At 64.2% G+C, this 14,257-nt stretch carries 14 protein-coding genes; 1 reads left to right on the top strand and 13 read right to left on the bottom strand.

All coding sequences use genetic code 11. The features are described 5' to 3' along the window. Positions 1 to 5: 5 nt before the first annotated feature. The 8 genes from CEW87_RS07390 to CEW87_RS07355 form a co-directional block, all read right to left on the bottom strand. Positions 6 to 455, bottom strand: coding sequence for a nitrate reductase cytochrome c-type subunit (locus CEW87_RS07390; RefSeq protein ID WP_108972102.1), 450 nt, complete (start codon positions 453 to 455; stop codon positions 6 to 8). Next, on the bottom strand, positions 452 to 1,375 hold the full coding sequence (gene napH, locus CEW87_RS07385) for a quinol dehydrogenase ferredoxin subunit NapH (protein ID WP_108972101.1): 924 nt from the start codon (positions 1,373 to 1,375) through the stop codon (positions 452 to 454). Before napH ends, CEW87_RS07390 begins: the two co-directional genes overlap by 4 nt. Beyond that, on the bottom strand, positions 1,372 to 2,235 hold the full coding sequence (gene napG, locus CEW87_RS07380) for a ferredoxin-type protein NapG (RefSeq protein ID WP_108972100.1): 864 nt from the start codon (positions 2,233 to 2,235) through the stop codon (positions 1,372 to 1,374). Before napG ends, napH begins: the two co-directional genes overlap by 4 nt. Positions 2,236 to 2,307: 72 nt before the next feature. Continuing rightward, positions 2,308 to 4,854 carry a nitrate reductase catalytic subunit NapA gene (gene napA, locus CEW87_RS07375; protein WP_108977012.1) on the bottom strand — a complete coding sequence of 849 codons (2,547 nt, stop codon included), beginning with the start codon at positions 4,852 to 4,854 and terminating at the stop codon, positions 2,308 to 2,310. A 5-nt stretch (positions 4,855 to 4,859) separates the two neighbouring features. After that, positions 4,860 to 5,114: a chaperone NapD gene (locus CEW87_RS07370; RefSeq protein WP_108950193.1), complete on the bottom strand. Its 255-nt coding sequence runs from the start codon at positions 5,112 to 5,114 to the stop codon at positions 4,860 to 4,862. Beyond that, positions 5,111 to 5,635, bottom strand: coding sequence for a ferredoxin-type protein NapF (gene napF, locus CEW87_RS07365; RefSeq protein WP_108972099.1), 525 nt, complete (start codon positions 5,633 to 5,635; stop codon positions 5,111 to 5,113). The genes CEW87_RS07370 and napF overlap by 4 nt, the downstream gene beginning before the upstream one ends. A gap of 171 nt (positions 5,636 to 5,806) precedes the next feature. Continuing rightward, a complete protein-coding gene (narL, locus tag CEW87_RS07360; RefSeq protein WP_108972098.1) occupies positions 5,807 to 6,451 on the bottom strand; it encodes a two-component system response regulator NarL in 645 nt (214 codons plus the stop codon). Next, positions 6,448 to 8,364, bottom strand: a complete 1,917-nt coding sequence (locus CEW87_RS07355) for a histidine kinase (protein WP_108972097.1) — start codon at positions 8,362 to 8,364, stop codon at positions 6,448 to 6,450. Before CEW87_RS07355 ends, narL begins: the two co-directional genes overlap by 4 nt. A 249-nt stretch (positions 8,365 to 8,613) precedes the next feature. On the opposite strand from CEW87_RS07355, the gene CEW87_RS07350 reads away from it, so the two are divergent. Further along, positions 8,614 to 9,306 carry a Crp/Fnr family transcriptional regulator gene (locus tag CEW87_RS07350; protein WP_108972096.1) on the top strand — a complete coding sequence of 231 codons (693 nt, stop codon included), beginning with the start codon at positions 8,614 to 8,616 and terminating at the stop codon, positions 9,304 to 9,306. A gap of 19 nt (positions 9,307 to 9,325) precedes the next feature. Here CEW87_RS07350 and CEW87_RS07345 read toward each other — a convergent pair whose 3' ends face one another. The 5 genes from CEW87_RS07345 to rpoZ all read right to left on the bottom strand — a co-directional run bounded on the left by CEW87_RS07345 (position 9,326) and on the right by rpoZ (position 14,255). Next, positions 9,326 to 10,783, bottom strand: coding sequence for a 3'-5' exonuclease family protein (locus tag CEW87_RS07345; RefSeq protein ID WP_332871710.1), 1,458 nt, complete (start codon positions 10,781 to 10,783; stop codon positions 9,326 to 9,328). Beyond that, positions 10,755 to 11,522 (bottom strand): class I SAM-dependent methyltransferase, encoded by a 768-nt coding sequence (locus CEW87_RS07340; protein WP_108972094.1) that lies wholly within the window; start codon positions 11,520 to 11,522, stop codon positions 10,755 to 10,757. The genes CEW87_RS07345 and CEW87_RS07340 overlap by 29 nt, the downstream gene beginning before the upstream one ends. Before the next feature lie 9 nt (positions 11,523 to 11,531). After that, positions 11,532 to 11,720: a DUF3460 family protein gene (locus CEW87_RS07335; protein WP_108972093.1), complete on the bottom strand. Its 189-nt coding sequence runs from the start codon at positions 11,718 to 11,720 to the stop codon at positions 11,532 to 11,534. Positions 11,721 to 11,813: 93 nt separating this feature from the next. Beyond that, a complete protein-coding gene (locus tag CEW87_RS07330; protein ID WP_108972092.1) occupies positions 11,814 to 14,015 on the bottom strand; it encodes a RelA/SpoT family protein in 2,202 nt (733 codons plus the stop codon). A gap of 24 nt (positions 14,016 to 14,039) precedes the next feature. Further along, positions 14,040 to 14,255, bottom strand: coding sequence for a DNA-directed RNA polymerase subunit omega (rpoZ, locus tag CEW87_RS07325; protein WP_108972091.1), 216 nt, complete (start codon positions 14,253 to 14,255; stop codon positions 14,040 to 14,042). Between the last annotated feature and the right edge of the window lie 2 nt (positions 14,256 to 14,257).

Genomic DNA, 14,257 nt, shown 5'->3' with positions numbered 1-14,257 from the left:
CGGCCTTAGCGCAGGCCCTCGGCGCGTTGGAAGGTATTGCCGACAAGCGGCTTGGCATCCATCTGCGGCACGTGACACTGCATGCAGAAATAGCGCCGCGGTGAAATGTTGGACAGCTCACCACCGTCGCGATCCTTGAAGTGCGTCAGGCTGACCTTGGTCGCCCCGGTCTCCTTGTAGCGGCTCCACGCATGGCAATCCATGCAGCGGTTGAAATTCTTGGTCAATTCGTAGCCTTCCACCTTGTGCGGAATCAAGGGCGGCTGCTGCACATAGTCGCGCTGGATCGGCGGCTGGTCGGGCACCGGCTTGAAACTGCCAGCCGGCAACTCGTTGGTCGAAACGTCCGCGCCGCGGATGCTGCTGACGTTTTGCGCGCCGACTGGCACAGCGGCCGCGCTCAGGCCCAGTGCGACCATCAGCGCGAGTGCAATTTGTCGGGTCTTTTTGTTCATGACTCGCTCCTGTCAAATCGTGTCGAAATACGGAAAACGTCCTTGCCACAGACATCGATGCAGCGGCCACATGTAGTGCAGTCGCCATCGAGGATCAGCGGATGGTCCTGCCCCACGCCCTTGAGCGCGGGACGAATGACCTGAGGTTCGGGGCAGACTGCGAAGCAGTCCATGCAGTCGTTGCAGGTACTGCGCCGGTTGGCCGAGACGCGCAGCATTGCGCTCTTGCCGATCAGTCCATAGAAAGCGCCCTGCGGACACAGATGGCCACACCAGCCACGCGGCGCGATCAGCAGGTCGTAGAAGAAGATGCCGCCGACGATGCCCCACGACAGACCGAATCCGAAGATCAGCCCGCGATGGAACATCGACACCGGGTTCACCCACTCCCACGCCAGCGAACCGGTCATGGCGGCCAGCACCAGCACGAAGCCGAGCAGCCAGTAACGTGTGTTGGCCGAGGGCACCTTGCCGCCCTTGAGGCCAAGCCGTCGCCGCAGCCAGGCCGCAGCATCCGTCACCAGATTGACCGGGCACACCCAGGCGCAGAACATCCGGCCGCCCAGCAGAAGGTAGAAAGCGAGCACGATCCCGCCACCGACCAGCGCTTCGCGATACGGCCAGTGCCCGGCAGCGGCCTGCTGTGCGATCAGAAAGGGATCGGTCAGCGGCAGCACGCCCAGGGTCAGACTCGAGGCCAGATTACCCTTGACGACCCACCAGCCGAACCAGGGCCCGACCATGAACAGCGCCAGAATGCCGAGTTGGCTGACACGTCGCAGCAGCAGCCATTTGTGGGCGATCCACCAGCCCTTGGCCTCGATGGCTTCAGCGCCGGGGCGTGCGACCACGCCGCGCATCGCGGCACCACGCACGCTGGTCGGCGGCACCGCACCACGGGTTGGAGGGTGCGCGCTCATGGCTTCCACCCCGAGTCGATCCCGGGCTTGCCAGCTGCAGCAGGCGCTTCGCCCGGTCCTACGCGGGTGTCGCCATACGCCTTGCCTTCGAGCCCACGCACCGGCATCTCGAGCTGATCGCCGATCAGGGAGCCGCCCGCTTCGGCCTTCTCTTCCCATCCGCGGCGGTAGTGCTCCGCCTTGGAACCCTGCGCCAGCCTGAGCGGCAACACCTTGATGGCGGACTCGCCAGGCAACACGCAGGAACGCTCGCACTTGCCACAGCCGGTGCAGGCATCCGAGTGCACCGTCGGCAACAGCATGGCGTGACGATCGGAGCGCGGGTTATGCACCAGCTCCAGCGTGATGGCCTTGTCGATCACCGGGCACACCCGGTAGCAGACATCGCAGCGCAGACCGAGGAAATTGAGACAGTTCTCCTGGTCGATCAGCACCGCGAGGCCCATGCGCGCCTCACCGATCTCGCTCAGCCCGCGATCGAGCGCACCCGTCGGGCACGCTGCCACACAGGGAATGTCCTCACACATCTCGCACGGAATCCTGCGTGCTTCGAAGTAAGGGGTGCCGGTGGCCACGCTGTCGCCGAGTACCGCCAGCTTGAGCGTGTCGTAGGGACAGTCGCGCACGCACAGGCCGCAACGCACACAGGCGGCCAGAAAATCGGCTTCGGCCAGCGCGCCGGGCGGACGAATCGCCGTGGCCGGCAGCGCCGAAGCCTGTCGGGAATACAGACCGGTCCCGAGCGCGAGCAGACCCGCCCCACCTGCCACGCCGGCCGCATCCTTGAGGAAGCGGCGACGTGACTTGGCAGGGCCGGTGCCGGCAGGCGCGGAAGCGGACGTATTCTGGGTTTTACTCATGATTGTCGTGTTTGCCTGGCCGCCTGCAGTGCCCCATCGGCACCGCAGACGTCAGGCTCACGCCTCGTGGTTTCAGGCCTTGGTGACCTTGACTGCGCACTTCTTGAAGTCGGTTTCCTTCGAGATCGGGCAGGTGGCATCGAGCGTGAGCTTGTTGACCAGGCGGCCTTCATCGAAGAAGGGCACGAAGATCAGGCCCACCGGCGGCTTGTTGCGGCCGCGGGTTTCGAGCCGGGCGACGATCTCGCCACGACGCGAAGCCACTTTCACCGCCATGCCACGCTGCAGACCCCGCTTGCTCGCGTCGTCCGGGTGCATGAAGACCTGGGCCTCGGGCACCGAGCGGTGCAGCTCGGGCACGCGACGGGTCATCGAACCGGTGTGCCAGTGCTCGAGCACACGACCGGTACACAACCACATGTCGAAATCCTTGTCCGGCATCTCCGGGGGATCCTGGTAGGGCAGCGCGAACACCACGGCCTTGTTGTCCTTGTGGCCGTAGAACTTCACCCCCTCGCCAGTCTTGACGTACGGGTCGTAGCCCTCGCGGAAGCGCCACAGGGTTTCCTTGCCGTCGACCACCGGCCAGCGCAGACCGCGCGCCTTGTGATACATGTCGAAATCGGCGAGGTCGTGACCGTGGCCACGGCCGAAACGTGCGTACTCCTCGAACAGGCCCTTCTGCAGGTAGTAGCCCAGCGCCTTCGACTCGTCGTTGGTGTAGCCCTTGATCGCGTGGCTGTTCGCCTTCTCGATGTCGGACAGCGGGAACTTGTTCACCTGGCCGTTGGCGTAGAGCACGTCGTACAGGGTCTTGCCCTTGTACTGCGGCATCTTGGCGATGAGTTCGGCCGGCCACACTTCCTCGACCTTGAAGCGCTTCGCGAACTCGATGTACTGCCACAGATCGCTCTTCGCCTCACCCGGCGGCGCCACCTGCTGACGCCAGAACTGGGTGCGGCGCTCGGCGTTGCCGTAAGCCCCTTCCTTCTCGGTCCACATCGCCGAGGGCAGGATCAGGTCGGCCGACATCGCGGACACCGTCGGATAGACGTCCGACACCACCACGAAGGCCTCTTCGTTGCGCCAGCCCGGATAGACCTCGTCGTTGATGTTGGGGCCGGCCTGCATGTTGTTGGTGGTCGAGGTCCAGTAGCACTTGACCTTGCCGTCCTTGAGCGCGCGACTCTGGGCCACGGCGTGGAGGCCGACCTTGGACGGAATCGTGCCTTCCGGCAGCTTCCAGATCTCTTCGGCGATCGCGCGGTGCATCGGGTTGCCGACCACCATGTCTGCGGGCAGACGGTGGGCAAAAGTACCCACCTCGCGCGCCGTGCCACAGGCCGAGGGCTGACCCGTGAGCGAAAACGGGCTGTTGCCCGGCTCCGAGATCTTGCCCACAAGCAGGTGCACGTTGTAGATCATGTTGTTCACCCAGGTACCGCGGGTGTGCTGGTTGAAGCCCATGGTCCAGAACGACACCACCTTGCGGTTCGGGTCGGCATAGGTTTCAGCCATGCGCTGCAGGTTCGCGACCGGCACGCCGGAGAGCTTGGACACCTTCTCGGCAGTGTACTCGGAGACGAACTTGGCGAACTCGTCGAACGTGATGTCCTTGGCCGCGCTGGCATTGCCCTTGGGCTTGCCGTCCGCGCCCGGATAGCCGTTATTGGTGGCTTTTGCTTCCAGCACATGGTTCGGACGCAGTCCGAAACCGATATCCGTCTCGCCCATCTTGAAATTGACGTTGCGGTTGACGAACTCGGTGTTCACCTTCTTGTTCTGGATGATGTAGTTGCAGATGTAGTTCAGGATCGCCAGATCGGTGTTGGGCACGAAGATCATGGGGTTGTCGGCGAGCTCGTAGGAACGATGCTCGAAGGTCGACAGCACATGAACCTCGGTGCCTTCCTTGGACAGCCGGCGGTCGGTGATGCGGCTCCACAGGATGGGGTGCATCTCGGCCATGTTCGAGCCCCACAGCACGAAGCTGTCGGCGTTCTCGATGTCGTCGTAGCAGCCCATCGGCTCATCGATGCCGAAGGTACGCATGAAGCCGGTAACAGCCGACGCCATGCAGTGACGCGCATTGGGGTCGAGGTTGTTGGTGCGGAAGCCGGCCTTGTACAGTTTGGCGGCGGCATAGCCTTCCCACACCGTCCATTGCCCGGAACCGAACATCGCGATCGAGTCGGCGCCGTGGGTCTTGATCGCGGCCTTCCACTTGTCGGCCATGATGTCGAAGGCCTGATCCCACGAGATCGGCGTGAACTCGCCGTTCTTGTCGTACTTGCCACCCTTCATGCGCAGCAGCGGCTTGGTCAGGCGGTCGTCGCCGTACATGATCTTCGACAGGAAATAGCCCTTGATGCAGTTCAGGCCGCGGTTAACCGGTGCATCCGGGTCGCCCTGAGTGGCCACGATGCGACCGTTCTGCACGCCGACCAGCACCGAACAGCCGGTACCGCAGAAGCGGCAGGCTGCCTTGTCCCAGCGCACCTTGGTGCCGTCGCCGTTCTTGGCCTGCGCCTGCGCCACCACCGGAATGCTGATGCCCGCCGTTGCCGCTGCGGCCGCAACCGCATTGGCCTTGATGAATTCGCGTCTGTCCATGCTCATTTTCTTCATGCCTCCAGGTTTTCGAGACCTTCATCCGTGTATTCGTAGGCGAGCGTCACCCCTTGCACCCTGGGGCCGAGATTCACCTTCAGTATCGAGTCGGTCACCGACCAGCCTTCACCGTCTTCCACGGTGACGACGATGCGACCGGTTTCGAGCGATTCACCCTGCACTTCAACGCCGGGCACCTGCTTCAGAAAGTCGTGCACGACGGCGAAATCCTCGGGCTTCGCCCGCACTACCAGGCTTGCGATGTTCATGTGCTCTCCTTGATCGCCATATCCATCTCCCCTGCCTTCACCGTGATTGCCCGGACCGGGCAGGGGGCGAAACAGGCACCACAACCATTGCAGCTATCCAGCGTCAGCGCGGGCAAGGCCACGCCACCAAGGCGCGGGCGAAAACGGATCGCACCGGCAGGACAGGCCTCACCGCAGACCCGGCACTCCACGCCGCCCATCGCCAGGCACGTATCCCCGATGTGCGCCTGCAGACGCCACGCCGGCGCATCCTCGGCCGTACGCTGCAACGATGCCGGCTCGCAGCGACTCACACATTCGCCACAAAAGGTGCACTCACCGTGGCTGAAATCGACTGCCGGATAGGCGCCGTCGGCGTGAATCAGAATGCCGCTCGGACAGGCCTTGATGCAGGCGTCGCAACGCGTGCAACGCTCGATGAAGGCAGCCTCGTCAAGCGCCCACGGTGGTCGCTGGGCAGGATTTACGGTGCGGATGCGGCCACGCAAAAAACTTCGGCGCGAAAGGGCTGCAGGTTCCAAGAGGGTTTTCCCGTATAGCGAATAGGGACATTGAAAACCCTTGCCCGGAGAGCGTCATTGATGGACATCAAGACGCGAATGGCTCTCAGTTATGCGGTCTTGGTGCGCATGAAGGGGCGCGCAAGGCGGCGCGCGGAGAACACTTCTGAATATATCTAAAGATATAGCCTGCTAACTGCGCAGGTGTTCGACCGCCCACACGGCGGCTTCCACCCGCGAACGCATCTTGAGCTTGCGCAGGATGTGCTTGACGTGGACCTTCACCGTGCCTTCGGCGATGTCGAGCTCACGTCCGATGAGCTTGTTCGACAGACCGCCCGAGATCTGCTCGAGAATACGCACCTCCTGCTCGGTCAGCCCCGCGGCGGCAACCGACTCGGGCTGCGCCGGACCGCGCAACGCGGCCGCCATGAGATGCGTCAGTTCGTCGGAGATGACGATGCGCCCGCCGGCCACGTCGCGCAGCGCATCGACCATGGCCTCGGGCTCCATGTCTTTCAGCAGGTAGCCATCGGCACCCGCACGCAGAGCCGCGACCAGGTCTTCGCCATGATCGGACACGGTCACCATCACCACCCGGCTGTCGATGCGGGCAGCGCGGATGCTGCTCAAGACCTCTATACCGCCCATGTCCTTCATGTTCAGGTCGAGCAGGATCAGGTCGGGCTGCAGGCGCACGGCCAGCGCCAGGCCCTCGTGTCCGCCGGCGGCCTCGCCGATCAGATTCAGCGAGGGGATGGTCTTCAGCAACTGCGTCAGGCCCTTGCGGAACAGCGGGTGGTCATCGACGATGATGACGCTCTGGACATCGCTCATTTCACACTCCCGAAGGCGATCGGTGTCTCGGTCACAATCGCGCTGCCGGCAAGAAAACGCAGACTGACCCGCGTCCCCCCGCCCGGCCGGGGGGCGATTTCGAAACGCCCCCCCAGGCTGCGCGCACGCTCGCGCATGATCGCAAGGCCATGATGGTTGCGTGCATCGGAAACCGGCTCGCCGAGCCCGACACCATTGTCGTCGAGCACGACGGAGAACTCGCAATCCGCAGCACACGTCAGGCTCAGCCACGCCTTGCTCGCGTGCGCATGACGCACCATGTTCGACAAGCCCTCACGAATGATATGCAGCACATGCACCTCCTGGTTGGGGCCGAGGTGGCAGTCGGCAAGCCGGGTTTCGAGTCCGACCTCGAGCTTGCCCTTGCTCGCATACTCGTCCACCGCCGCCTGCAGCAGCTCTGAAAAGTCACCCGTCATCTTGAGCCGGAACGACACCAGCAGCTCGCGCAACTGGCGGTAGGCGGCACTGATACCCTCGCGCAGATCGGCCAGGATGGCCTCGGCCTCCGCACTGCGCGCAGGGTCGCCCACCAGCGGCTGGACCAGGCTGACCTGGATCTTCATGTAGGACAAGGCCTGCGCGAGCGAGTCGTGCAACTCGCGGGCAATCACCGAGCGCTCTTCCTGCAAAGCGAGCAGGCGCGCCTGCTCGCTGCGTCGCGCGGCGCCAAGTGCCATCCCGACATGGCGCGACAGCGCCTCGACCAGTTGCTGCTGCCAGTCTTCCAGCCGCTGCCCGGGCGCCAGTGCCAGACGCAACATGCCGAAGTGACGCTCGGCATCACGCAGGGGAACCCGCAACAGGTCGTGGTCGCCCTCGCGTTCATAATTCCAGCCACCCGAATGCGAACGACAGCGGGCGCAGGCCAGCTCGGCATCCACCCCGCTCTCCACATGATCGGGGCACGGACCGATCGAACTCGCGACCACCGAAGCCGGCCCGTCATGGCGGGGCTCGATGCAGGCCAGGCTGCCCCTCAGCCCCGTCACCTGCTCGATGTCGCGCAGCGTCGCCTCGTAAGCCTCAGGCGCCGCCGGCGCGTGGTACAGGCGTGCAATCGCGTGATACAGCAGTTCCAGCGCCCGGTTGCTGCGCTGAAGCTCGGCCGTCTTGGTCTCGACCCGGTTTTCCAGGTCGCGATAGAGCTTCGACAGTTCGCCCGTCATGGTGTTGAAAGCCGTCCCGAGCTGTCCGAGCTCGTTGCGTCCGGTGTGACTCACCTGCGCAGAAAGATCGCCGGCCGCAATGCGCCTGGCCGCCAGCAGCAACGCGTTGAGTGGGCGATACACCCGGCGCTGCAGCAACACCAGCGCCAGTGCCACCACGAGCAGGGTCAGCCCGATCGCAAGCGCAAGAATCTGGCGCAGATCGCCGATGCGCTGCTCGGTGTCACGTTCGAGCACCGCCACCAGGGTGTTGAGTTGTTCGACGAAGGCGTCGACCTCGGTCAGCAAGGCAATCACGCCTTCACGCGAAGGCGGAGGCCCGTCCGTCAGGATCGAATCGACGCGGGGCTTCACGCTCAGACGCCAGGCCGCCTCGGCGCCACGATAGGTCGCCGCGAACACACTGTCCGGCGTGCGCTCGAGCACGCGCAGCAGGGCCGGATGGACGAGACTCTCTTCGAACTCCTTGATCGACGCCAGCACACGTTGGGTCGCGACCTTCTCCTCCAGCACATCGGCCACGACCAGGCTGGCCATGCGGTGGGTGAGCCGACGCAGGCTGCCGGCGACGTTGATGGCGCTCGCACTGCCCTGCACGGTCTCGGCCACCAGGACCGAGGCACTCATGCCCGCGAGGCCGATCAGCGTCAGCGCAGCCATGGCCAGCGCGACCAGCCACAGGATGGAGCGTCGCGCCAGCGCGTCGAACAGACGTCCAGTCATTTTCTTGCTCCTGAAGCCCGGGAAAACCCGGATATGAGGGGGTACCCCCAACAAGCCAAGGGCATAAAACGTCCCCAGTACTCAAAAATCATGTCTATAGTAAACAAGGCATTGAGGCGAAACGCCCATACCTCTTCGGAGGTACTCCGGTGACCGAGACACGCCGGGGTGCGGATTCAGACGCGCGGGAATACGCCCTAAACTGGACAAAACGCGGCTACCACGAGTCGGCCGCAAGGAGCTAGTACGATGACCGCCGAACCTGTTTCCACATTTTTTTCGACCCTTGCCCGTACCTCGCCGTTCGACCTGCTCGACAACGAGGGCATGTTGCGACTGATCGACGGTGGCCGTGTGCTTCATTGCGAGCGCGGCGAGATCGTCACGCACTGTCACGATGCAGCAGACTGCATGTGGGTCGTGCTCAGTGGCGAGGTCAAGTGCTCACTGATTTCCGCCAGCGGGGCCGAGAAGATCATACAGGTTGCCGGCACGGGCGCACTGTTCGGCGAGGAGGCAGCCCTGCTCGGCCGACCGCAGCTCTTCACCGCCCAGGCCACACGTGACAGCAACCTGCTGCTGATCCGCAGCACTTCGTTACGCTCCTCGATGGCTGCCTCGGCTTCGTTCGCCAATGCAATGACGTTGCGCCTTTCGTCGTCCATCTACGACCTGATCGAGAACCTGCAGATCTGCCTGCAGGGCACCAGCACGCAGCGCGTTGCCCACTACCTGTCGCGGCTTGCGCCCGAGAGCGCCGAGCATTTCGAAATCCAGCTCGATACCGACAAACAGAACATCGCCGCACAGCTCAACCTGACGCCGGAAACCCTGTCGCGCGTGCTGTCGCGCTTCATGCGTGACGGCATGATTCGCCCATTGGGGCGCCGCGGGCTGATGCTGGACAATCTGGCGATGCTGCGCAGTTGCGCTGCGGGCTGAGCGTGACGGCCAGGCGCCGCTAAAGCGGCTCGGCCACCGCGAGATTTTCGGCGGCGGCGAGCCAGCGGCTCAGGATGCGGTAAGTATCGAGTTCAAAGCGGGGCTGCACGCTGTCGAGCACGGCAGCCACTTCATCCCGCGTTTCGACGCTCCCCAGATGGCACCAGTGGTCGACCACATGGAATGCCGTACGTCCGCTGGCTTCGTGAACTTCAGGCAGGACCACCGCACCCGGCCATGGCCAGGGCTTGAGGCGGGCCGAACCCAGTGCGCCCAGCAGCCTCGTATCGTGCGCTTCGAACGACTCCCGCCCTGCACACACACCAGCGCAGCGCTTCATGCCGAAGGCCATGCACGGTCCGCTGCTGCCTGGCTCAATACCGAGCCGGCGCGGGCACAGCTGATACGCTTGGGCGAGCTCGCGCAGCAGGTTCTCCGCCTCCTTGCGGTTGCGAAACGCGCCGAACAGCCCTTCCCAGTCGCGTGGATCGGTGTCCGAAATGCGTACGCGCTCAAGCACGGGCGGCCGCTTGCGGCCAGGCACCATGCGCAAGGCAAAGGTTTCCTCGCTGGCGCGCAGCAGGCGGTTATGCAGTGGCTGACGCGTCTTGACCAGGTCGGCTTCGAGCAAGAGCGCGCCCAACTCGCCCGCGGTCTCGATCCAGTCCACCCGTTTGACCTGACGTGCAAGCTCCGCTTCCTTGCCCTTGCGGGTTGCGGCGGAAAAGTGCTCCATCACCCGGGTGCGCAGATTCACGCTCTTGCCGATGTAGATCGGCAAGTCGGGACGCCCGCCCTCGGGCGCGGTTTCGGTGCCAAAGAAAAGGTATACGCCGGGCGACGGCGGCATGCCCTCGATCGCCCCTTCGGGCAGGCCGGGCGGGCGGGCCGGCGCCTTCATCGCACGCGTGACGGCCTGCTGCAGGGTGTCAGCAGGGAAGGACTGCTCCACCAGCTGGGCAAACTGCCACAGCGCATCGGTATCGCCCATTGCCCGGTGACGCGCGCCGCATGCCAGACCGTGGCGCTCGATGAGCGCATCGAGCCCGTGGCGGTGGAATTCCGGATAGAGCGCACGCGACAGCTTGATGGTGCACAACACCGGCGCATCCAGACTGCGGCCAAGGCCGGCAAAGGCATTCTTGAGAAAGCCGTAATCGAAGCGCGCATTGTGGGCGACGAATACGCAGCCCTCGAGCAGGGCCGCGACCGCATCGGCAAGTGCCGCGAATGCCGGCGCGTCAGCCACCATCTCGTCGGTGATGCCGATGAAGCTCTGGATGGTGGGCGGGATCGAGCGCCCGGGGTTGACCAGGCTCTCCCAGCGCTCGACGACGCGCCCCTGCTCGACGCGGATGATCGCGATCTCGGTGATGCCGTCACGCTGCAGGTTGGCGCCGGTGGTTTCGAGATCGACGAAGGCGAGCCGCTCGGGCAGGGACATACGCTCAGGCAGTGACAGGTTTGCGGCCGACATACTCACGGAATACACCCAGGGTGAGCATGCAGCGCACATCCTCGAAACCGGCCTGACGCATTGCCTCGAGCACCCGCTCGGGCTCGACGGCAGCCTGAATGGTGTCCCAGTAATACTCCCAGAGCATCGACACATCGGGATTGCAGCGCGCCACCCGGGACAGCAAGGGCACGATGCCGCGGATGTAGATGCGCATCATCAGCCGCCCGAAGGCGCTGCGCGGACGGGTGATCTCCATCACGCAGGTCCGGCCACCCGGACGCAGGACGCGCAGATACTCGCCGAAGGCCTGCTCAAGCGAGCCGACATGGCGCAGTGCGTAGCCCATGGAGACGAAATCGACGTTGTTTTCGGGCAGCGGAATCGACTCGGCGTAAGCCTCGATGGTTTCCACCGCCAGCTTCTTGCGCAGCTCGTCGAGCATGCCAGGCGAGGGATCGAGCGCCATCAAACGGCCCTTGTCGCCGATGATGTGCTGCGCTTCGCGCGCAACCAGTCCGGTACCTGCGGCGACGTCGAGCACGGTCATGCCCGCGGTCAGCCCGCTGCGCTGCAATGCCCAGCGCCGGTACCACGGGCCGGTACCGAGCGCGGTGATGTTTTCCGCCCGGTCATAGCCCGAAGCGGCACTGTCAAACAGCTTTCGGGTATTGACCCGGCGTTCTTCCTCGCTGGCGAAATAGCGCTGCAACTGAGGGTCGGTCTGAAGCGGACTCGCGTTCCGGGCGGGTTCGGTCATCAGTGCGGATCAGTGGTTGATGTCGTAGTAGTAGCCCTTGGACGGCACTTTGGATTCCTGCGCGCGCTTCTGCGCCTCGAGGTCCTGCGGCTTGTCCCACCACAGCGCACGTCCCTGCCGCTGCTCGACAGCCTGCTCAGGGTGCTTCTCCATCCACTCACGCATGAATTTGGTGTGTTCTGATTCGTAGATCGCCATGACGCCTTTCTCCCTCGTAGACCCGCGGGATTCTAGCAGGTCGGACGCGGGCGGTCTGCCTGCCGCGCGTCGGGCGGCGGCAGGGTCGATCTGTCAGACGCGGCCGTCGGCCTTGAGGCGGCCGATCCTGACCACTTCGGGAACGCGCCTGACCGCGCGCATGACGCGGGCCAGGTGCATGCGATCACGCACCTGCACGGTCAGGTTGAGAGCGGTGTAATCGCCCTGCTCGTTGTCCATGTTGACGGTCTGGATGTTGCAGTCTTCCTCTGAGATCGCACTGGCCACGCGGGCCAGCACACCGCGGGAATTCTTGCTCAGCACGCGGATGGTGACATCGAACAGACGCTCGTCGCTCGGCTCCCACTCGACATCCACCCAGCGCGCGCGGTCGCCACGCAACTTGGCGACCACCGGACAGTCGTGCAAATGCACTTCCAGCCCCTGGCCCTTGCGAATGGTGCCAATGATCGGATCGCCCGGAATCGGCTGGCAGCAGCGTGCCAGCTGCACTGCAATGCCTTCGCTGCCACGGATCTGGATCGCGCCGGCGGGCTTGGGCTTGACCACGTCGGGGCGCCCCGACTCCTGGTCCTGCGCCTGCGACAGGCGCCGCGCCACGATGACCGGCAGGCGCTTGCCGAGCCCGATGTCGGCGAAAATGTCCTTCTTGATGCGCACACCGCGATCGCGCAGGAAACGGTCCCAGGCGAAGGTGGAGATCTGCCCCAGGGTGAGGCCGTGCGGGCGCAATGCCTGGTTGAGCAGGCGTTCGCCCAACGCGACCGACTCTTCCTGTTGCGCATTCTTGAGGAAATGGCGGATCTGCGCGCGGGCCTTGCCGGTGCGCACATAGGACAGCCAGGCCGGATTGGGCGCGGCATGTGCAGCGGTGATGATCTCCACCTGGTCGCCGTTGCGCAGTTCGCTGCGCAGGGGCATCAGGTCGGAATTGATGCGGCAGGCCACGCAGCGATTGCCCACGTCGGTATGCACCGCGTAGGCGAAGTCGACCGGCGTCGAGCCGCGCGGCAGGTTGAAGATCTTGCCCATCGGTGAGAACACGTACACCTCGCCCGGGAAGAGGTCGATCTTGACGTGCTCCAGGAACTCGGCAGCGCCGACCGAGGTGGATTGCAGCTCGAGCAGCGACTGCAGCCAGGAATGCGTTTTCTGCTGCAGTTCGGTGAGCGTCTTCTCGTCTTCCTTGTACAGCCAGTGCGAGGCCACGCCCGACTCGGCGATGTGATGCATCTCGCGGGTGCGGATCTGCACCTCGACCGGCGTGCCGAAAGGCCCGATCAGCGTCGTGTGCAGACTCTGATAACCGTTGGCGCGCGGTATCGCGAGGTAGTCCTTGAACTTGCCGGGCACCGGCTTGTACATCGAATGCAGGGCGCCGAGTGCGAGGTAGCACGAGGGCACGTCGTGCACGATCACGCGGAAACCGTAGATATCGAGCACCTGCGAGAACGACAGGTGCTTTTCCATCATCTTTCGGTAGATGCTGTACAGGTGCTTCTCACGCCCATAGACCTCGGCGGTGATGCCCCACTGCGGCAGTCGCTCCTCGATCGTGGAGAGCACCTTGCCCACCACCTCGCGGCGGTTGCCGCGCGCAGCGCGGATGGCCTTGGCCAGCACCCGGAAACGCATCGGGTACTTGTGCTCGAAGGACAGCTCCTGCAGCTCGCGATAGATGTTGTTGAGCCCGAGCCGGTTGGCGATCGGGGCATAGATCTCCAGCGTTTCGCTGGCAATCCGGCGACGCTTGGCCGGGCGCACGCAATCGAGCGTACGCATGTTGTGCAGGCGGTCGGCAAGCTTGATGAGGATCACCCGCAGGTCGCTCGCCATGGCCAGCAACATCTTGCGGAAGTTCTCGGCCTGCGCCTCTTCCTGCGAACGGAATTCGATCTTGTCCAGCTTGGACAGGCCATCCACCAGCTCGGCAGAAGTCTTGCCGAAACGCTCGGCAATCTCCGCCTTGGAGATGTGCGTGTCCTCCATCACATCGTGAAGGAGCGCAGCAATCAGGGCCTGGGGGTCGAGATGCCAGTCGGCAACGATGGAGGTGACCGCCACCGGGTGCGACACATAGGGCTCGCCGCTGATGCGGAACTGCCCCTCATGCGCTCTGGCCGAAAAATGGTATGCCGCTTCAACTCGCCCGAGGTCTTCAGGCTTCAGATAAGTGGCAAGCTTTTCGCGCAGCCGCTCGAAGTCGATTGGAACCGCACTCGATGCGGGCGGGCGAAAAGGTTGCGGGGGCGCGGGCGCGAGGTCGGTTTCCATGGTCTCGCCTCGCCCCGCGCGCAATCAGGCCTGACCGCGGTTAAGCATTTCCAGGCCAACCTTGCCCTCAGCAATTTCGCGCAGCGCGATCACGGTCGGCTTGTCACGTTCATGCTGGTCCATGTCGATCTGGGGCGTGCCGCCGAGGGTCAGCTGACGGGCACGGTAGGTCGCCACCAGCGTGAGCTGGAAGCGGTTCGGAATTCTCTTCAGACATTCTTCGATGGTGATGCGGGCCATGA

The organism is Parazoarcus communis, assembly GCF_003111665.1.
GTDB lineage: Bacteria > Pseudomonadota > Gammaproteobacteria > Burkholderiales > Rhodocyclaceae > Parazoarcus > Parazoarcus communis_B.
This window is presented reverse-complemented; position numbering and strand designations above follow the sequence as displayed.

Bases quoted from the DNA above. Each gene is read 5' to 3' on its own strand.
- CEW87_RS07330 (WP_108972092.1), bottom strand. From the start codon at position 14,015: ATGGAAACCGACCTCGCGCCCGCGCCCCCGCAACCTTTTCGCCCGCCC.
- CEW87_RS07370 (WP_108950193.1), bottom strand. From the start codon at position 5,114: ATGAACATCGCAAGCCTGGTAGTGCGGGCGAAGCCCGAGGATTTCGCC.
- napG (WP_108972100.1), bottom strand. From the start codon at position 2,235: ATGAGTAAAACCCAGAATACGTCCGCTTCCGCGCCTGCCGGCACCGGC.
- narL (WP_108972098.1), bottom strand. From the start codon at position 6,451: ATGAGCGATGTCCAGAGCGTCATCATCGTCGATGACCACCCGCTGTTC.
- CEW87_RS07335 (WP_108972093.1), bottom strand. From the start codon at position 11,720: ATGGCGATCTACGAATCAGAACACACCAAATTCATGCGTGAGTGGATG.
- napH (WP_108972101.1), bottom strand. From the start codon at position 1,375: ATGAGCGCGCACCCTCCAACCCGTGGTGCGGTGCCGCCGACCAGCGTG.
- CEW87_RS07340 (WP_108972094.1), bottom strand. From the start codon at position 11,522: ATGACCGAACCCGCCCGGAACGCGAGTCCGCTTCAGACCGACCCTCAG.
- napA (WP_108977012.1), bottom strand. From the start codon at position 4,854: ATGAGCATGGACAGACGCGAATTCATCAAGGCCAATGCGGTTGCGGCC.
- CEW87_RS07350 (WP_108972096.1), top strand. From the start codon at position 8,614: ATGACCGCCGAACCTGTTTCCACATTTTTTTCGACCCTTGCCCGTACC.
- rpoZ (WP_108972091.1), bottom strand. From the start codon at position 14,255: ATGGCCCGCATCACCATCGAAGAATGTCTGAAGAGAATTCCGAACCGC.
- CEW87_RS07355 (WP_108972097.1), bottom strand. From the start codon at position 8,364: ATGACTGGACGTCTGTTCGACGCGCTGGCGCGACGCTCCATCCTGTGG.
- CEW87_RS07345 (WP_332871710.1), bottom strand. From the start codon at position 10,783: ATGTCGGCCGCAAACCTGTCACTGCCTGAGCGTATGTCCCTGCCCGAG.
- CEW87_RS07390 (WP_108972102.1), bottom strand. From the start codon at position 455: ATGAACAAAAAGACCCGACAAATTGCACTCGCGCTGATGGTCGCACTG.